10 protein-coding genes are annotated in these 20,433 nt (G+C 68.6%); all 10 read left to right on the top strand.

Annotated elements, in window-relative coordinates:
- Positions 1-206: 206 nt before the first annotated feature.
- The 10 genes from AC07N1_RS00200 to AC07N1_RS00155 all read left to right on the top strand — a co-directional run bounded on the left by AC07N1_RS00200 (position 207) and on the right by AC07N1_RS00155 (position 20,375).
- Positions 207-1,979, top strand: a complete 1,773-nt coding sequence (locus tag AC07N1_RS00200; protein WP_494669917.1) for a tannase/feruloyl esterase family alpha/beta hydrolase — start codon at positions 207-209, stop codon at positions 1,977-1,979.
- Positions 1,980-1,992: 13 nt separating this feature from the next.
- Positions 1,993-3,246, top strand: a complete 1,254-nt coding sequence (locus tag AC07N1_RS00195; protein ID WP_494669916.1) for a gallate dioxygenase — start codon at positions 1,993-1,995, stop codon at positions 3,244-3,246.
- Between the two features lie 231 nt (positions 3,247-3,477).
- Positions 3,478-5,751 carry a TonB-dependent receptor gene (locus tag AC07N1_RS00190; protein WP_494669915.1) on the top strand — a complete coding sequence of 758 codons (2,274 nt, stop codon included), beginning with the start codon at positions 3,478-3,480 and terminating at the stop codon, positions 5,749-5,751.
- A gap of 519 nt (positions 5,752-6,270) precedes the next feature.
- The gene (locus AC07N1_RS00185; RefSeq protein WP_494669914.1) at positions 6,271-8,421 is read left to right on the top strand and encodes a type I secretion system permease/ATPase; all 2,151 of its coding nucleotides are present in this window, start codon (positions 6,271-6,273) and stop codon (positions 8,419-8,421) included.
- On the top strand, positions 8,418-9,815 hold the full coding sequence (locus AC07N1_RS00180; RefSeq protein WP_494669913.1) for an HlyD family type I secretion periplasmic adaptor subunit: 1,398 nt from the start codon (positions 8,418-8,420) through the stop codon (positions 9,813-9,815). Before AC07N1_RS00185 ends, AC07N1_RS00180 begins: the two co-directional genes overlap by 4 nt.
- Positions 9,816-9,927: 112 nt before the next feature.
- Complete coding sequence (locus AC07N1_RS00175) at positions 9,928-10,638, top strand: hypothetical protein (protein ID WP_494669912.1); 711 nt, start codon at positions 9,928-9,930, stop codon at positions 10,636-10,638.
- 243 nt (positions 10,639-10,881) lie between these two features.
- Entirely contained in the window at positions 10,882-17,697 is a 6,816-nt protein-coding gene (locus tag AC07N1_RS00170; protein ID WP_494669911.1) for an SPM autocatalytic domain-containing protein, read from the top strand.
- A 78-nt stretch (positions 17,698-17,775) separates the two neighbouring features.
- Positions 17,776-18,222, top strand: a complete 447-nt coding sequence (locus AC07N1_RS00165) for a toxin-activating lysine-acyltransferase (protein WP_494669910.1) — start codon at positions 17,776-17,778, stop codon at positions 18,220-18,222.
- Between the two features lie 12 nt (positions 18,223-18,234).
- Complete coding sequence (locus AC07N1_RS00160; RefSeq protein ID WP_494669909.1) at positions 18,235-18,831, top strand: hypothetical protein; 597 nt, start codon at positions 18,235-18,237, stop codon at positions 18,829-18,831.
- Entirely contained in the window at positions 18,828-20,375 is a 1,548-nt protein-coding gene (locus tag AC07N1_RS00155; protein WP_494669908.1) for a TolC family outer membrane protein, read from the top strand. The genes AC07N1_RS00160 and AC07N1_RS00155 overlap by 4 nt, the downstream gene beginning before the upstream one ends.
- Positions 20,376-20,433 lie beyond the last annotated feature (58 nt).

Genomic DNA, 20,433 nt, shown 5'->3' with positions numbered 1-20,433 from the left:
AGGCTTGGCTAGCACCCGGTCCTGGGGGAGCGGCTATGCAATTTGGGCGGCGGCTATAACCAAAATCGGCGCTCCGTGGCGAAATGCGCGCCGGCGCGGGCGGGACGTTATAGCCCCCGGCGTTTTGTTATAGCGCGGACGGCCGCAAGGCTTGCTACCGGCGTCAGGGCCATGGCCGAAAAGGACCGGAGACGTTGGTGATTTCGTTGCATTCTCGCAGGTTCCTGGCGGCGCTCGCCGGTCTTCTCGCCCTGGCCGGCGCCAGCCTCGCGGGCGCACAGCCGGCGGCGTCCCTGGCCAAGCTGGCGCCCGTAAAACCGGTCGTCGATTGCGCCGCCCTGGCCTTGGTCGACGTCAGCGACGCGGTGGGCGCCAAGACCACGATTGCCTCGGCCAAGCTGTCGGGCTCCGGCGACAAGGCCTTCTGCGCCGTCCAAGGCGTCATCGCCCCGAAGATCCGCTTCGAGCTGCGCCTGCCGACCGGCGGCTGGACCCAACGCTACCTGCAGGTCGGCTGCGGCGGCCTGTGCGGCGTGCTGAACGTGCGCACCGAGCACGCCGATGGCTGCACCCCGGTCAAGGACGGCGCCATCGCCCTGGCCTCGACCGACATGGGCCACGAGGGCAAGGGCGGCATGGCCGCCATGGGCGATGGGACCTTCGGGGCCGATCCGCAACTGCGCGTCGACTTCGCCTATCGCGGCGTGCACCTGACCTCGGTCGCCTCCAAGGCCCTGATTGCGAAATTCTACGGCCAGGCGCCGCGATACAGCTATTTCTCGGGCTGCTCGGACGGCGGTCGCGAGGCCCTGATGGAGGCCCAGCGCTTCCCCGGCGACTTCGACGGGATCGCGGCCGGTGCGCCGGCCATGGTCTTCACCGTCCAGAACAGCTTCTACCACGCCTGGCAGGCGGCCTCGAACACCGGTCCGGACGGCAAGTCGGTGCTGATCGCCTCGCGCCTGCCGATCCTGCACGCCGCCGCCCTGGCCTCGTGCGATGAGTTGGACGGCCTGAAGGACGGCCAGATCGACGATCCGCGCGCCTGCCGTTTCGACCCCGCCGTCGCCCAGTGCAAGCCGGGACAGGCGACCGACGCCTGCCTGACCGCCGCCGAGGTCGAGACCGCCCGCAAGCTCTATGACGGCCCGCGCGATGCGAACGGCAAGCCCTTCACCCTGGGCCAGCTGCAGGTCGGCTCGGAACTGTCCTGGGCCGGCGTCTTCGTGCCCAATTCCATCGACCAGAAGCCCAACAGCTACAACATGGCCGAGCAGCCGGTGAAGTACCTGCTGTCGCAGGCTAATCCGCCGGCGGATTACAGCCTGGCCGACTTCAAGTTCACGCCCGAGCAGTTCGCCGGCCTGACCTGGGCCCACGGCCTCTACGACGCCACCGAGACCGACCTGTCGCCGTTCGCGGCCAAGGGCGGCAAGCTGATCCTCTGGCACGGCTGGTCGGATCCGCACATCTCGCCGCTGAACACCATCGCCTATCGCAATGGCGTGGTGGCCCAGATGGGCCAGGCCAAGGCAGACGCCATGATGCGGCTGTTCGTGTTCCCCGGCCTCTATCACTGCTTCGGCGGCGACGGCCTGTCGCAATTCGACATCGTCAGCCCGCTGATGGCCTGGGTCGAGGCCGGCCAGGCGCCGAACGCCGTGCTTGCCGCCAAGGTCGATCTGCCGGCCATGCCGATGGGTCCGCCGCCGGCCGGCGCCGACATGCGCCAGATGCCGATGCCCGACGCCTCGGCCCTCAAGCCCAGCCGCGTGCGCCCGGTCTACGCCTATCCGCAGGTGGCGGCCTATACGGGGACGGGCTCGACCGACGCGCCCGAGAGCTTCGCGCCGAAGACCCCGGCGAACGAGCCGGCCGTGCGCGACGCCTACGCCGCCCCTTTCATCGCCCCGCGTTTCCACCAGGACTGCCGCGTCGAGGCCGGCGCCCTGGCCTGTGTTCCCAGCATCAAGCCTTGAGGAAGGATCCGTCATGGCCAGGCTCATCGGCGCGATCGGCGTCTCCCACACCCCCACCATCGGCTACGCCCGCGACCGCAAGCTGGCGCAGGATCCCGTCTGGGCCCCGATCTTCGAGGCCTTCGCGCCGCTGAAGGACTGGCTGGCCGAGCAGAAGCCCGACGCCCTGGTGATGATCTACAACGACCACGTCACCTCGTTCTCGTTCGACCACTATTCGGCCTTCGCCCTGGGCGTGGGGAGCGAGTACGCCGTGGCCGACGAGGGCGGCGGGCCGCGCGACCTGCCGGCCGTGCCGGGCCATGCCGAGTTCGCCCGCTACCTGGCCCGCGCCGTCATGGCCCAGGACTTCGACCTGTCGCTGTTCCAGCACAAGCCGCTGGACCATGGCTGCCTGTCGCCCCTGTGCCTGCTGACGCCGCCGGAAGAGGCCTGGCCGATCCCGATCGTGCCGCTGCAATGCGGCGTGCTGCAGTTCCCCGCGCCGTCGGCCCGTCGCTGCCTCGACCTCGGCAAGGCCCTGCGGAAGGCGATCGACGCCTGGCCGGAAGACAAGCGGGTGGTGATCGTCGCCACCGGCGGCCTGTCGCACCAGGTGCACGGCGAGCGGGCGGGGTTCAACAACACCGCCTGGGACGAGGCCTTCCTCGACATGCTGCAGAACGAGCCCGACCGCCTGGCCGGCATGACCCACGCCGAATACGCTCGCCTGGGCGGCTTCGAGAGTGCGGAAGTCATCATGTGGCTGATCATGCGCGGGGCGATGTCCGACAAGGTCGCCTGCCATCACCGCACCTATTACCTGCCGTCGATGACCGCCATCGCCACCGTCCGCTACGAGGATCTGGGCGAAGACACGGCCCAGGCCGAGCGCGAGCGGATCCGCCACGAGGCGACGCGCCAGCTGGAAGGCGTCGAGGACCTGGAAGGCACCTATCCCTTCACCCTCGAGGTCAGCGCCAAGGCCTATCGCGCCAACCGCTTCCTGCAGAACCTCGTCGAGCCCGCCGCCCGCGCCCGGTTCCTGGCCGATCCGGAGGCCGAGTTCGAGGCGGCGCGCCTCAGCGACGAGGAACGCGACCTGATCCGCCGCCGCGACTGGGGCGGCATGATCCGCTACGGCTTCATCTTCTTCGTGCTGGAGAAGCTGGGCGCGGTGCTGGGCGTGCCCAATCCGCAGATCTACGCGGCGATGAAGGGGCTGACCCTCGACGCCTTTCTGGCCACCCGCAACGCCCAGATCACCTATTCCGTGTCGCGCAACTGACGGACCGCTTTTCCTCCGAAACCTTCAGGCCCGGCGCGTTCTCGCGCCGGGCCTTTCCTTGTCCTGGCGGCGCGGCCGACGGCTCCGGGCTTGGTTATAGGTTCCCGCGTTTATCTATAACCGCCGCGTCGCCGGAACGCTGTTAGCTGACCTTGGCCGAAATCTCGGTCCGTCCTTGAGAAGCCTCCCGCCAGGAGGCCGAAGGCGAAGGTCTCTAGGGAGGAGGGGCGCATGCGTAGGAAGACTATGCTCTTGGCCGCGGCTGCGGCTGTCACTGGATTCATAGGGGCGGGGCAGGGGGCTCTGGCCCAGACGGCGACGCCGCCCGCCGATCAAGGCGGCTTCGTGATCGAGGAGGTGGTGGTCACCGCCCGCCGCGTCACTGAAAACCTGCAGGACACTCCGGTCTCGGTGTCGGCCTTCACCGGCGACATGCTGGAGCGTCGCCAGATCGCCAGCACGGCCGACCTCGACGACGCCACGCCCAGCCTGCAGTTCGCCCCCGTCTCGCCGCTGACCGGCAATTCGTCGGCGGCCCAGATCTTCATCCGCGGCGTGGGCCAGACCGACGCCACCGCCGGGGTCGACCCGGGCGTCGGCCTCTATATCGACGACGTCTACATGGGCTCGGCGGTCGGCGGGGTCATGGACTTCCGCGACATCGCCGGCGTCCAGGTGCTGCGCGGGCCGCAGGGCACGCTGTTTGGCCGCAACACCATCGGCGGCGCCATCCTGCTGACCACGGCCGCCCCGGGCGAGGACTTCGGCGGCAGCTTCAAGGCCGGCTTCGGCACCGACAACCTGCGCGAAGGCATACTGGCGCTGAACGTGCCGATCTCCGACACCGTCAAGACCCGCTTCACATACGGCACGCGGGTGCAGGATGGGTACGTCACCCGCCTCTACGACGGCAAGAAGCTGGGCGACGTCGACACCTTCACGATCACCGGCAAGGTCCGCTGGACGCCGACCGAGAAGTTCACCGCCGAACTGCGCGGCGACTACACCAAGTCCGACGAGAACGGCGCGCCGCTGGTGTTCGCCGCCATCAACGAGACCTCGGCCTTCCCGCGCGCCGTCAGTTACGCCGCCGGCTGCCCGGGCATGGCCTCGGTCGGAACGACGGTGCCGTCGATCAACGACAAGCGCTGCGCCAACGATTTCTACAACGCCGGCAAGTACGCCAACAACGGCACGCACCCGGTCAACAGCGACCTGGAGAACCTCGGCGCCTCGCTGCTGCTGGAATACCGGCTGGCCGACGCCCTGACCCTGAAGTCGATCACGGCCTATCGCACCCTGGAATGGGCCGGCAGCCGCGACGCCGACAACACCCCGTTCCCGATCCTGGCGACCGACTATTCCAGCAAGGGCTTCCAGGCCAGCCAGGAGTTCCAGGCGCTGTATTCCGGCTCGCGCCTGACCGGCGTGGCGGGCCTCTTCCTGTTTCGCCAGGCGGTGGACGACATCCTGACCGTCACCCTGTCGCCGCCGACCGCGCCGACGGGCACCCGCGACAGCAACAACAACGAGGTCCGCAACAAGAACTGGGCGGCCTTCACCCAGTGGACCTTCAAGGCCACCGAGGCCCTCAGCGTCACCGCCGGCCTGCGCTACACCGACGAGACCAAGGGCTCGCGGCCCTACCAGTTCAACTACTCGAACCCGACCGTGCTCTACGTGCCCTACAAGCTCTATGAGCGGAAGTTCTCGGCCACGACGGGCTCGTTCCAGGCGCAGTACCGCTGGAACCCGGCGGTGATGACCTATGTCAGCTGGTCGCAGGGCTTCAAGGGCGGCGGCTTCAACAGCCGCTTCAACGGCGTCGTCGCCTCGGGCCAGCCGCCGTCGTTCGAGCCGGAGACGGCCGAGACCACCGAGGTCGGCGCCAAGCTCGACCTGGGCGGCAAGCTGCGGATCAACGCCGACATCTTCTCGACCGCCTACGAGGACCTGCAGTTCACCTACCGCGTCGGCACCGCCCCATACCTGTTCAACGCCGGCAAGGCGACGATCAAGGGCCTGGAGGTCGAGTACACCTACGTGCCGACCAGCAAGCTCGTCATCGAAGGCGGCTTCAGCTATCTCGACGACAGCATCGACGAGGTCTCGACCATCGTCGGCGCGACCACGGCGGTCACCACCAACAGCCAGCTGCCCTATACGCCCAAGTGGCAGGGCAACGTCTCGGTGGCCTACACGGTCGACCTTTCGGGCGACCTGACCCTGATCCCGCGCGGCGAGATCGTCTACACCGACAGCCAGTTCTTCGACGCGGGCAACACCAAGGAGATCGCCCAGCTCGACGCCGTCACCAAGCTGAATGTCGGCGTGGTGCTGGAAAACCGCGTCGCCGACTGGAAGGCGCAGCTGTCGGTCAACAACCTCACCAAGGAGGTCTATCCGGTGGCGGGCAATTCCTCGCTGAGCACCAGCTCGGGCTATGCCGAGGTGGCCTACAATCGCGGCCGCGAGGTGGCGCTGTCGTTCACCAAGCGCTTCTGAGGCGCCGAACGCCGGTCGGTCTCGCGACGGGGCCGACCGGCTTTACAGACTGTTCTTCCGGTTGCGACCTGACCGTCCGGGAACGTCGATATGACGGCCAGTCGACTCTAGCTATGGGGGAGTGGCCCTCGAAACGGGGCGTTCGCCTTGTGACCGATTGGTCCCGAAACGCCCGGATCCGGCGGCCGGGCTTCTCTCCGGGCGGAGATCCACGGAACACGCCTGCGGTTTCCCGAACTTCCGATCGCCGCCTTCCGCTCGTCGACGGTCATGGTCAATCGCCTATAAACCTTGGCGTCGCGTGATCTCCAGGCGCCGCCGCATCCCGAACTCGCCGCCCCTTCATCGACGTTGGTCATTGTCTGCGGGAAGGGTTTTCCGCAGGCGCGAACCCGATGATCCCGGCTTGAAATGAAATCGGTTGAGTAGGCCGTGGACTGACACGCAATTTTCGCGTTCGAGATGTTGTTTCGCAATTGCAAAGGTTAGCGTGACAAGTGTAATCTGCCCGCGTCGGTTGTGGTGGGGCGTAGGGTGACCAGTTCGCGTTCGGAGGGGGACGAAGGCCTCGAGTGCCTTGTCCTCATCCTGGGGTTTCATCAGATTGGCGCTGATCCCCAACAGCTTCGCCATGCCATGGGCAAGGGCGCGCCGGCCGACGCCGGCGATCTGGTCCGTCTGGCCCGCCGCATGGGCGCTAAGGCCAAGCTTTCCCGCCTGCCGCTGCGACGTCTGGAGGACGCGCCGCTTCCGGTGATCGCCAAGGGCCGCGCCGGAGACTTCTTCATCGTGGCGCGCGCGGTCGCCGGCGAGGTGCTGGTGCAATGGCCCGGCCAGCCGCCCAAGACGCTGTCGATGGACGACCTGTTCGCCGTCTGGGACGGCGAGGCCGTGCTGATCGCCTCGCGTTCGGAGGTTCCCGGCGGCGGCAAGTTCGACGTCACCTGGTTCATCCCGGCGCTGGTCAAGTATCGCGGCCTGCTGGGCGAGGTGCTGGCCGCCTCCCTGACCCTGCAGCTCTTCGCCCTGGCTACGCCGCTGATCTTCCAGGTGGTGATCGACAAGGTGCTGGTGCACCGCGGCCTGACCACGCTGGACGTGCTGGCCATCGGCCTCGGCTCGGTGATCCTGATGGAGACCCTGTTGGGCGGCCTGCGCGCGGCGCTGTTCACCCACACCACCAGCCGCGTCGACGTCGAGCTCGGCGCGCGGCTCTATCGCCACCTGCTGGCCCTGCCGATGGCCTATTTCGAGAGCCGGCGCGTGGGCGACACCATCGCCCGGGTGCGCGAGCTGGAGACGATCCGCGAGTTCCTGACCTCGTCGTCGGTCACCCTGGTCATCGACCTGCTGTTCACGGTCATCTTCCTCGTGGTGATGTGGTTCTACTCGCCGTGGCTGATGCTGATCGTGCTGATCGCCATCGTCCTCTACGCCCTGACGGCGGGCCTGATCACCGGCCCGTTGCGCCGGCGCATCGAGGAGCGCTTCCAGCGCGGCGCCGAAAGCCAGGCCTTCCTGGTCGAGAGCGTCGCCGGCATGCAGACCCTCAAGGCCGCCGCCGTCGAGCCGCAGATGCAGACCCGCTGGGAGCGCCTGCTGGCCGGCTACGTCGCCGCCGGCTTCAAGGCCGCCCGGCTGAACATCTGGGGCGGCCAGGCGATCCAGCTGATCAACAAGGCCTCGACCGTCCTGATCCTCTATATCGGCGCGCGCCTGGCCCTGACTGGCCACATGACCGTCGGCGAACTGGTGGCCTTCAACATGCTGGCCGGCCGGGTGGCCGAGCCGGTTCTGCGCCTGGCCGGCCTGTGGCAGCAGTTCCAGGAGGCGCGGGTCGGCATCGCGCGCCTGGGCGACGTGCTCAACAGCCCGACCGAAGCCCAGTTCTCGCCGTCGCGCGCGGCCCTGCCGCGCATCGAGGGGCGCATCGCCTTCGACGACGTCACCTTCCGCTACAAGCCGGGCGGCCGCGAGGCCATCCGCCGCGTCAGCCTGGCGGTCGAGCCGGGCGAGGTGATCGGCGTGGTCGGGCCCTCCGGCTCGGGCAAGTCCACCCTGACCAAGCTGGTCCAGCGCCTCTATGTGCCCGAGAGCGGCCGCGTGCTGGTCGACGGCGTCGATCTGGCCCAGGTCGATCCGGCCTGGCTGCGCCGGCAGGTCGGCGTGGTGCTGCAGGAGAACCTGCTGTTCAACCGCTCGGTGCGCGAGAACATCGCCCTGGCCGATCCGTCGCTGTCGATGGAGGCGGTCATGGCCGCCGCCAGCATGGCCGGCGCCCACGACTTCATCCTGGAGCTGCCCGAAGGCTACGACACCGTGCTGGAAGAGCGCGGCTCCAACCTGTCGGGCGGTCAGCGCCAGCGCATCGCCATCGCCCGGGCCCTGATCACCAATCCCCGCATCCTGATCCTCGACGAGGCCACCAGCGCCCTCGACGCCGAGAGCGAGGCGATCCTGCAGGCCAACATGCGCCAGATTGTTCGTGGGCGGACGGTGATCGTCATCGCCCACCGGCTCAGCGCCATCCGCATGGCCAGCCGCATCGTCACCATGGAGAACGGCCAAGTCACCGAGACCGGCACCCATGAATCGCTGATGGCCGCCGGCGGCCGCTACGCCCAGCTCTGGCGTGCCCAGATGCAGGGTCACCATGGAGTGGAGGCATGAGTCTCGCCGCCCACCTCCGCGTCTTCACCCAGGCCTGGAGCGAAGAAAGCCGCCGCCGCCGGGCCGGCGCCGCCCGCGAGCGGGTCGAGACCGCCTTCCTGCCGGCCGCGCTCGAGATCGTCGAAAGCCCGCCGTCGCCGATCGGCCGCGCCATCAGCTGGACCATCGTCGCCGCCGCCTTCGGGGCCCTGGCCTGGTCGTGCTGGGCCAAGGTCGACATGGTCGCCGTCGCCGAAGGCCGCCTGGTGCCCACCGGCCGCCTGCGCAGCGTCGAGCCCTCCGATCCCGGCGTCGTTCGCGCCATCGCGGTGCGCGAAGGCGAGCGGGTGCGCCCCGGCCAACTGCTGATCGCGCTGGACCCCACCGTGGCCGACGCCGACGCCGAGAGCGCGGTGACCGAGCTCTCCACCGCGGGCCTGACCCTGGCTCGCGCCAACGCCCTGTTGGGCTACGCGGCCGGCCGCGGCGGGGCGGTGATCGCGCCGCCCGACTCCGAGCCGACCGCCGTCGAGGCCGAGCGCCAACTGGTGGCCGCCCGCATCCAGGCCTACGAGGCCAAGCGCGCCTCGCTGGGTGAGCGCCGCGCCGGCGCCGAGGCCAGCGCCCGCCAGGCCGAGGCCGAGATCGTCAAGCTGCAGCGCACCCTGCCGATCCTCCAGCGCCAGCTCGACGACCAGAAGGGGCTGGAAGCCAAGGGCTACGGCGCCCGCCAGAAGCTTCTCCAGCAGGAGCAGGCCATGGTCGCCGCCGAGCAGGACCTGATCTCCCAGCGCGGCCGCCTCGACGAGGCCCGCGCCCAGGTCGGCTCCCTGTCGCGCGACGCCGCCGAACTGCGCGAGCAGTTCGTCGGCCAGGCCGCCCAGGAGCGCGCCGAGGCCGAGGGCCTGGCGGCCACTCGCGCAGACGCCCTGCGCAAGGCCGAGCAGAAGCGCCAGCTCCAGACCCTGACCGCCCCGGTCGGCGGCGTCATCCAGGCCGTGTCGGTGACCACGCTCGGCGAGGTGGCCGAGACCGGCAAGGCCCTGGTCACCATCGTCCCCGACGGCGAGGCCCTGGTGGTCGAGGCCCTGGTCCTCAACAAGGACGCCGGCTTCGTGCGCACCGGCGACCACGCCATCGTCAAGCTCGAGGCCTATCCCTTCACCCGCTACGGCACGCTGCAGGGGCAGGTCGTACAGATCTCCCCCGACGCCATCGTCGACGAGAAGCGCGGCCTGGTGTTCCCCGTGCGCGTGAAGCTCTCGACCACCCAGCTGAGCGTCGAGGGCCGCCGCGCCCTGCTGTCGGCCGGCATGAGCGCCTCGGTCGAGATCGTCACCGGCAAGCGCCGCGTGATCGACTTCATCTGGTCGCCGGTCGCCAAGACCATGGGCGAGGCGGGGAGGGAACGGTGAGGGCGGTCGTGGGCCTGCTGGTCATGACCGCAATTGCGGCGTGCGGCAACAGGCGCTTTCCGGCGCTTGCCGAAGCGTGCTCGGGCTCGGAGAAGATGCGTTGAAACGGACCTTGGCCGTTCTCGTCGTCCTTCTGGCGTTCTCGGCCTGTGACAAGCCGCAGGCGGAAAAGGCGTCGTCCCGTGAGCGCGTCTTTTCAGCCGATGAGCTGAAGTCGTGGAAGTCGGGATATCAGGGCGATTTGCTCGGGATCACTGCCGGCGGCGCTGCGTACGCCGTGCCGACGCAGTCATATTACGACGTCTATGTGCCCGACTACGCCGAGCAAAAGCCAAGGGTGAAGTTCTACGTGAAGAAGGGCGCCGGACGTCCCGGCGAGGCGGCGTCGCCTCTGGCTGACAGCGTGCGCGTCGTGGTCGATTTCAAGGATAGCCCCGAGCGGTTCGCAGATTTCAGGCGGCTGCGCCCCAGGTCGACGCTCGGCGCCAGGATGATGAATCCCCCCGGACGCGCGCCGCTGAGCGTCATGTCGAGCGACCTGAGTTGCAGCGCGAACGGCGGCGGGGGCGCGCTGAAGCGCTCGGGGCCGTCCCTGGAATGGAGCATCGGCCAGGAGAACGTTCTGCTTCAGTGCGACATGCTGGCCTATCGAAATGGAAAACCCGGTGTTGCGTTGAGTTGTACGGGGGTTGGAACAACGAAGGCCGGTGTCTTCAGTGTGGCCTCAATAGCAGACGCGCCCAATGGCTGCGAAGAGCCGCTGTCCGAGATGGTTGGGGCAATACTCGATGTTCCGGAAATTATATCTACCTTCTCAAAATAATATTCTGACTCGTTTAGTTGAAAAGCTTGGGTGATGAGTATGGCAACTCCCCTTATTGGTTCGCCGGGTCGGAATTATGCGCCCCTCATCGAGCCGCTGCTCGATGCCTACAAGCGCGCTTTCAGCCGCCCGACGATCAAGCCGCGGGCGCGCCGCCTTGGGCAGAACCTTGTCACCTCCGGGAACGCCGGCACGGCGTTGCAGATGGCGCAGGGCGGGGATGTCGCCGGCGCCTGGAGGTATATGGCCCAAGAGCTGGGTGACGAGTACGCAGCCTTGTCCTACGACAGCGCCGTCGTTCCCGGCTCGCCCACGGGTTCCTATGTCCGCAACATGTTCAAGGCGTTCTGGGAGGACCATGGCCTCGGCGGCTTCGAGGGGGTGCATGGCTATGGGATGGCGGTGGACGATTTCGCCCGCCTGCAGGTCGAGAACTACGCCCAGTTCGTGAACACCAACCAGCGCCTGCCGAACACGGACGAAATCGAGGGGATCTATCAGCAGACCATTGGGGAGATGGTCGTCATCGGCTGGCCGATCGACGCGACCATCGTCGGGCATACGGTCTATGCCGAACTCAATCGGATGGGCGCCCAGCTTTACTGGGGCGACGCCCTTGGCTTGCCGAGCGACCGCATCTATCGCGGCGTCACGACAAACCTGGATGTGGATCAGGCGACCTTCATCAGCGGCGTCTGGGCGGTGTCACGGGCGGCGCCGGTTCCGGCCGCCGGCAGCCTGATGTCGCCGGCGATCGGGGCTGCGAGCCGCGGTTGGCGACGCTTGACCGACGCGCTGGACCGCTTCCTTGCGAACGACAGCGGTTGGGCCGAGATCCGGCCGGACGGCTCCCTGCACTATTCGATCGGCGGCGGACCGACTGTCGTCATCGGAAACTTCACGCCGGGCGGGCTCGGGGGATATTACCGGGCGGAGGTGAACGGTGGGAAGGCGAAGCTTTCGGGCAGCGCGCCTCTGGCCCGGCCGGACAATTCCGTCGCCCTTGAGGAAATCGTCGTCACCGCCCGGAATACCGGCGGAGGTTGGCACGCCGTCCAACAGATCGCGTCCAAAATGTTCGCGTTCCCTGGTGACGTTAAGAGCTTCCTCTTTCAGATATTCAAGCCGCAGAAGGTGTCCTACAACAATGGGGCGCAGCCGATTGTATTGGCGAGCAATGGTCCCATAGACCTGTCGTCTTGGAACCTGACGCCCGCCGAGCAGGAGCGAAACAAGAAGGCGTCGGCCGAGCTGGTTTCCTCGCTGGGCGGGGTGGCCGGTTCGTCGCTGGGGAATTTCCTGGCGGGCGACAACACCGCCAAATCCATCGTCTATTCTTCGCTCCTTGGAGAGATCGGCGAGCGACTGGGGGCCGCGCTCGCCACTCAGTCGGCCGAGAGCGCCATCAAGGCGGCCACCCAGGGCGGGCTCGGCGCTTTCGGCGCGGAGGTCGCCGTCAAGGCCGGACAGGCGGCAATCGGCTCGATCAGTTCCTGGCTGTCCATGGAGTTGGGCGAGGCGCTCGGTCTGAAGGGCTTCGGGGCCGAGCTTTTCACGACGGCCAGCACCTATGTGACCTCTAAGATCATCGGCAACCTGCTCGACTCGACGCTGGGGTCCACGAAGATCTTCGGCGGCTTCGTCACGAGGGTGACCGGCGGCGGCGTGGAGGCGTCGTCGGGGCCCGGCTTCATGGGCGCCATCGGGTCCTTCCTCGGCGCGAAGCTCGGCGCGATGGTGGTCAGCCCGCAGACACAGGCGGGCGTGGCGCTTTCGTCGATTGGTTCCGCCGTCGGCAGCTACCTCGTCTACGCTCAGTGGGGGGCGAAGCTCGGCAACTTCTGGGCTCCGGGTATCGGGTCCTTCGTCGGTTTCGTGATCGGCGCGTTGATCGGCAACCTGTTCGGTCGGAAAAAGCCGAAAGTCCCGTCGGCGAGCGCCTATACCGAATTGCAGCTCCCTTACGCCCGCTATGAGCTGGGCGCGGTGACCGTGACCAACAATGGCAACCGCGCCTTGGTCACCACGATGGCGACGACCGCGCGTGACACGTTGAACGGTTTGATCGGCGTTATCGCCTATACCAACACCACAGCCTATGTCAGCAACCTGAACGGAGCGGGCACCACGCAGGCCTACGGCCACACCGGCAATCAGATCTGGGTGAAGATCAACGGCGTCCAGAGCAACTTCGCGTCGGCCGATCAGGCGGTGGAATACGGGACCCTCACGGCGATCCGGAACACCAAGATCGTCGGCGGCGACATCTTCGCCAAGCGCGTGGTCGCCCGCTCGCCGGCGGCCGATCTTACGTCTCTGACCGCCGATCTGCAGGTCGCCAGCGACTATCGCTTCTACGCCAACAATCGCGACCTGATTAAGAGCTTCATCATTGGAGCCTACGCCACCCTGACCGAGGCGGAGCAGAGCTACTACGCGGCCAACAAGGCCCTGATCGACAAGGCGCTCACCCACGGGACCGACGCCTTGAACGCCAGCGAGTTGTCGACCTACACCGGCGCCAAGGCCCTTATCGACAAGATTATAGGCGCCCTGGAGAACCAAGTTCTCGCCAATCCCTGGATCATCACGCTTCAGCGCGTCAGCGAACTGGGCCTCGACAGCTGGTCAACCTCCGACTTCTACGGCGGGCTGCGCGGGTTCCTCGACAGCTTCGATCTCAAGGGCCACGGCACGGCCTACGAGAACGTCCGCATTCACGCGACCGGCGCCGGGGCCGAGATCCAGGCCCGTAGCGCAAACAGCGACGGCCTGTTCTCGATCTTGGCGCAGTCCAAAGATGGCCCGGGCGACAATGACATCCTCAACGCCCGCTTCGACAATGGCATGCAGGGCTGGGATATGGCGACCTGGCAGGTCGCCAATCCGCAGCGCGGCGTGAACTTGAACGCCGACTGGTCGGGTAGCGGCAACGACGTGTTCTGGACGCATATGCCCGGCACGCCGGCGGCGGGGTCGGTCATCGACGTGCGCTCAGCGCTGATGGTCTCGATAGCGGGCGTCACCTACGAGGCGTCGGTCAAGGCCGCCAACCATCGCGGCCTGGCCCAGATGTACGTCGAGTTCTACGACGCCAACATGAACCACCTGGGCTCGACCTATATGAACGGCCAGGGCCTGGAAGGCGGATCGTGGCACGGGGATCTGACCAACTACAACACCATCAGCGGCTCGGTGACCGCACCGCCTGGCACGGCCTATCGGCGGATGGTGCTGCGCCTGGTGGCGACCGGCGGCGAGGCGCCCTTCGGCTTCTTCACCCAGCCCACCTCGCGGGTCGCCAACGCGGCGATTTCCGACTGGAACGCCGAGGGCGAGATCGTCAACATCGATGACATGACAAAGGTCGGCTACACGCTGACCAATCCCGGCGCGACCACCATGGGCAACGACTTCATCGACCAGCGCCTGGCGGTCGGCGGCGTAACCATTGACGACACCCATTCGGTCTGGGTCGAGCAGTATGACTACTACTGGAACGGCTGGGACTACGAACAGGTCGACAATTCCTACTGGTCGACCGGCGACGGCGGCGACGACATCTTCGTCGGCGGCGCGGGCGGCGACGCGATGTACGGCCGCAGCGGCTGGGACTGGCTGGACGGGCGCAGCGGCAACGACTACCTCGACGGCGGCGACGGCAACGACACCCTGATCGGGCGCGACGGCGACGACACTCTCTTTGGCGGAGCCGGCGATGACTATCTGGCCGGTGGAAATGGCGGGGACACCGTCCACGGCGGAGCCGGCAACGACATTATCGCTGATGGCCAAGGCGGCGAGGTGCTGCAGGGAGGCGACGGCGACGACACCTTCCTGATCGCCGAGGACGCCACCTTCAACTGGTTCTGGGGCGGCGACGGCGACCTCAATGGCGACCCGAACGGCAAGGACACCATCAGCGCCGAGCGCCTGGGCTTTGGCGTGGCCTTCGACATCGACTATCGGCCGCCGGAGTGGACGGCGGCTCATCCCGACGGGTACGCCGCCTATGCGGGCAGCCGTGCGGCGATCGTCACCAACGCCGTCACCGGCGCCTGGATCGTCAGCGAAGGCCTGGTCAGCATCGAGAACGCCACGGGCTCGAATTACGCCGACCGCCTCTACGGTACGGCCGGCAACAACGTGCTCAAGGGCCTGGACGGCGACGACCAGCTCTACGGTCGTGAAGGCGACGACGTCCTCGAAGGCGGCGCGGGCGCCGACCTGCTGGTCGGCGGCGGCTACTACGACACCGCCAGCTATGCCGGCTCGTCGGCGGGGGTCTATGTCGATCTTTCCACGGGCGACGTGTACGGCGGCGACGCCGAGGGCGACACCTTGCAGGAGATCGAGAACCTGCGCGGCTCCCAGGCCGGGGACCAGTTGAAGGGCAATTTCTTCCACAACCGGCTGGAGGGCCTGGGCGGCGACGACTGGCTCATCGCCACCAACGGCGAGGACGTGTTCGTCGGCGGCGAGGGCAAGGATTTCGTCGACTACTCCGAAGGCTTCGCCGCCGGGACCTCGACCTACCAGACCTGGGTCGAGGACGGCTACTGGGAGTACGACGACTGGACCTACCAGTACAATTGGGTCGTCACCGGCGGTCACTACGAGACCACCACGACCACGCTGGCGGCGCTGACCATCAACCTGGGCTCGGGCACGGGCCAGGTGCGGGGCGTTGACGGGACCGTCTCCAACCACAGCTACATCGGCGTCGAGGGCGTGATCGGCACGGCCTATGCCGACACGATGTACGGCGGCGCGGCGGACGAGACCTTCGTCGGCGGGGCCGGCAACGACATCCTGCAGGGCGGTGCCGGGGCCGACACCTATGTCTTGAACCGCGGCGACGGCTCCGACATCGTCTATGAGGACAACACCGGCTGGAACACCTTCCAGTTCGGCGAGAACATCACCTTCAACGACCTGTGGATCGGGGCGGCCGGCGGGGCCACCGGCTGGCTGGATTTCGGCATTCGCGGCACCGCGGACGTCATCCGCATGTACGGCAACACGGGGGCCTATCCTGTCGCCGGCAACAACAGGCTGAAGTCGGTCGATCTGGACGGGGCGGGCCAACTGGACGTGGCGGCCGTCGAGTACGCCATGGCCGGCGATGACAATCCCAACACGGCGCTCTACGGCGGCGCCAACCGCGCCGACCTGATCTTCGGCTACAACGGCAACGACACCATCTACGGGGCCGGCTCCGGCCAGTCGGAGACCAAGGGCAACGTCATCGTCGGGGGCTGGGGCGATGACACGATCATCACTTCCGGCGGCGACGACCAGTTCGCCTACGACCGAGCCCGCGACGCCAATGGCCTGGTGATCTCCAACCTCGACACGATCATCGACACCGGCGGCGAGGACACCCTGGTGTTCGGCTCGACGGTGGCGGCCGAGGACGTGATCTACGAGGTGGTCGGCTACGACCTCTACATCGGCGCCAGGGACCTGACCAATACGGCCCTGACGGCCTCGCAGGTCGTCGACCGCGTGAAGATCCAGGGCGGCGGCGTCAAGTACGTGACCATGGACGGCTATTCGAACACGGTGATGTACGAGAGCCTGAACACGGTCGAGTACGTGCTGGCCGGCGGGATCTCGATCGACCTTCGCAAGCTCGACATCGCGTGGACCCAGTCGATCGTCTACAACTACGACTACGCCTACCCGATCGCGCTGGACCTGGACGGCGACGGGCTGAACCTGTCGGCGGTGGACAGCTCCGAGGTGGTGGTCAGGACGGCCGGCGGCGGGATCTCGCGGATCGGCTGGGTGGGGCCGACGGACGGCTTCCTGGCCGTGGACCGCGACGGCGACGGGGCGATCAACAAGCTGTCGGAGCTGTCGTTCGTGCAGGACAAGCCGGGCGCGACCAGCGACCTGGAAGGCCTGCGCACCTGGGACAGCAACGGCGATGGTCTGCTCGACAGGAACGACAAGGATTTCTCCAGGATCCTGCTGTTCGTCGACGCCAACCAGAACGGCCGCTCGACCGCCAGGGAGCTGCGCACGCTGGAACAGGCCGGCATCGTGGCCATCAACCTGGGCGGCGTGGCCACCGGCCAGACCCGCGAGCTGACCACCGAGAGCTTCGTGCAGAACACGATCAGCTTCGTGTGGGCCGACGGCCGCACGGGCGAGGGCTATGACGTGGCCCTGGCGCGGCGGGTGCTGGGCAGCGACGGCCTTTACGCCGGCGCGTACCAGGCCGAGTGGGGCGCGGCCGACGAGGACGGCGAGCTTGGCCGTCTGTCCAACGATCCCAAGACCTTGGCCAAGGCCGCGCGGATCAAGGCCCGCAAGGGCCTGCTGGACGCGATCGGGGCCAGCTACGAGGAGGTCAAGGCCGCCGCCCAGCTGGACTTCAGCGACAACGACCGGGTCGACGCCTCGATCGCCAAACGCTGGAAGAAGATGAGCGCCTCGGAGCAGGCCGGCTGGCTGACCGGCCAGGAGACGACCGGCAAGGTGCGGCTGATCTCGGCCGAGCAGGCCGTGGCCAACGACTTCAACGCCGCGGCCAAGGCGCGCCGGGACGTGGTCGACCAGGCCTACGCCCAGGCGGGCCAGACGGTGAGCGCCACGGGCCTGGGCCAGGCCGGCGGCGGGCAGGGGGCTTCGGCCGCCACCGCCTTTTCTGGTCTGGGGGTGAGCTTCGGAGCCCCGTCGCTGGGCCTGTCGCTGGCGGGCGGCGAGCCTCTGGACACCGGCCCCGCCTATGGCGGCGCCGGCCAGGCCTCCAGCGCCTGGTGGCGCCAGGAGGCCGGTTCGGACCTGCTGGGCGGCGGCTCGCTGGCCTCGCGGCTGGCGGCTATGGACGCCGCCCCCGGCCAGGGTTCTGGCCTGGGCCTGGCGGCCTCCGGCGCGCTCGACCCGGCGCTGGTCCAGAACCAGGCCCTGCTGCGTCAGGCCATGGCCGGCTTCGGCGGCCAGGCCGGCGGCGGCGCGGCCGTCTGGACCCGCGACGGCGCCTCCCGCGACCTGCCGCTGGCCGCCTCGGCCGGCCTCAAGGCCGCGGCCTCTCAGCTTATGACCGCCTAGCCCGTTCCTGCTGCCACCCTGTGTTAAAACGCCGGCTCTCCACGACGGAGGGCCGGCCGACCCAACGGAGTTTCGATCATGGCCGACGGCGCAGCTTCCGCGACCACGCCCCAGAAGACGGTGTCCCAGGTTCTGGGCGAGATCACCTGGCTGCTGACCCAGTCGCCGGTGCACAAGCAGCTGTTCATCGGCGACCTGGAATGGTTCGCCATGCCGGCCCTGCTGCTGGAGCAGTTCCGCATCTGGAACGGCCCCAACAGCCCCGCCGCGGTGGCGTTCTGGGCCTTCGTCTCGGAAGAGACCGAAGAGCGCCTGGTGGCCGGCGCCAAGAAGCTGCGGGCCGACGAGTGGAAGGCGGGCGACCGCCCGTGGCTGATCGAGCTGGTGGCGCCGTTCGGCGGCCAGGACGAGATCCTCGCCGATCTCGGCGCCAGCGTCTTCCCCGGCCAGACCTTCAAGTTCCACGCCGTCGGCGCCGACGGCCAGCGCCAGGTCGTCACCTATCCCCCGCAACTCCAAGCCTGAGTTCGTCCCGTCGTGCTGATCGCTTCTCTCGCCGCCGCGGGCGCCCTGGGGCTCTCCTGGCCCAGCCTGCCGCCGGAAATCCCGTCCTTCCCGACCGACGGGATGCGTCGGCGCGCCGGTTACAAGGTCAAGACCAAGGCCTATCACCTCAAGGGGTGGGAGATGCGTATCGAGCGCGACGGCTTCACGGGGCTGACCCGTTGCCGCCTCTACGCGCCTTCGGGCGTCCTGCAGGGGCGCATCACCTACGCCCGCGACGTGCTCGGCTTCCACCTGGGCGAGGACGTCGACGTGGCCGGCGCCTGGTACAGCATCGACGACAAGCCGCCCGTGGCCTGGCGCGACGACTTCCCGGCCCTGGCCGCCCGGCGTGAGCCGCTGTCGACCGACAACCTGTTCAACCCGACCGGCGGGGTCGTGCTGATCCCGCACGACAAGCTGCTGGGCGCGCGCACCGTGACCATCCGCGCCGGTCGCGACGAGACGCCCAAGCGCTTTCGCCTGAAGGGGTTCGAGCGGGCCCTGACCGCGGCGCGCGCCAACGGCTGCGGCGCGACGAGCGGCGAAGCGGGGAGCGACGCGTTCCAGCGCGACGCCCTGACGCCGTGAGGCGGCGCAACGGCGCCGCGCTCGCCCTCTGCCTGATCGCGACCGCCCCGGGAGCCGCCCGGGCCGAAGACGTCGCCGACGCCCTGGCGCGGGCCTATCAGGGCAATCCGCTGCTGCAGAGCCAGCGCTACGAGCTGCGGGCGCTGGACGAGGCCTATGTGCGCGCCCACGCGGGCCTGCGGCCGTCGGCCGAGATGCGCCTGACCGGCGACTACGCCGACAACCGGTTCGGCGACGCGGCCCAGGCCCTGCGCCGGGTGGCCGATCCCACGGTCGGCCGCCGCCTGGAGACCAACCAGGGCCAGGCGACGGTGATCCTCGAGCAGCCGCTCTACAGCGGCGGCCAGACCAGCGGCGCGATCGACGCGGCGGCCCTGCGCATCCGCGGCGGCCGCGCGGCCCTGCGCGTGGCCGAGGGCGACCTGCTGCTGCAGGTGATCGCCGCCTATGCCGACGTCCGCCGCGACCGCCAGAGCCTCGACGTCCGGCGCAGCAATCTGGCGGCCCTGGAGCGGCAGCTGGACATCACCAAGGCTCGCCAGGAGGCGGGGGAGGTGACCCGCACCGACGTCGCCCAGGCGCAGGCCCAGCGCGAAGCCGCCGTGGCCCAGATCATGGCCGCCCAGGTGCAGCTCGAGGCCAGCCGGGCCAGCTACGCCGCCCTGGTCGGCGAGAACCCCGGCGAGCTCGATCCCGAGACCCCGCTGCCGCTGCTGCCGGGCACGCTGGAAGAGGCGTTCGACCGCGCCGAGAGCGACAACCCCGATCTGGAACAGGCGCGCCTGACCGAGCGCGAGAGCCACCTGCAGGCCGAGCTGGCCAAGACCGCAGCCCGCCCGACGGTGACCGCGCGCACCGCCTACGGGACGTCCGGCGAGTTCGCGCCCTTCTACAGCCAGGACCAGGACAGCGCCTGGACCGCCACCATCGCGGTCAGCAAGCCCCTGTTCGCCGGGGGCGCCTACCGGGCCTCGTACCGCGAGGCGCTCAATCGCAACGGGGCCGACCTGCTGCGCGTGGAGGCCGCGCGCCGGCAGGTGATCCAGAACGTGCTGTCGGCCTGGAACCAGGCCGCGGCGGGACGGGCCAACATCAAGGTGCAGATCGCCCAGGTGCGGGCGGCCGAGGTCGCCTTCGACGGCATGAGCGAGGAGTTCAGGGTCGGCCAGCGCTCGACGCTGGACGTGCTGGTGGCCGAGCAGACCCTGCGCGAGGCCCAGCTGGCCCTGCTGGGCTCGCGCCGCGACGCCTATGTCGCCGAGGCGGCCCTGCTGCGGCAGCTGGGGCTGCTGGAGATGGGCGTGCTGACCACCGGCGTGCGGCTCTATGATCCGTCGGCCCACCTGCGCGAGGTGCGGGGCAAGGGCGGCGTGCCGTGGGAGGGCCTGCTGGTGGCGCTGGATCGCGCGGGACGGGGCGGGCTCGACCCGCTGCCCATGGCCCGGGCCGGCGGCGGACAGGCGGACTTCGCACCGGCCGCGCCGGCGCTCGACCGGCCGCTGGCCGTCACGACGCCCACCGAGCCGCGGGCGACCCGCCGCTGAGGGTATGCTCGACAGGGCGGGGCGGGGCGCGTAACTGCGACCTTCTCCGCCCGTCGTC

The organism is Caulobacter sp. GW821-FHT09B11, assembly GCF_059418205.1.
This window is presented reverse-complemented; position numbering and strand designations above follow the sequence as displayed.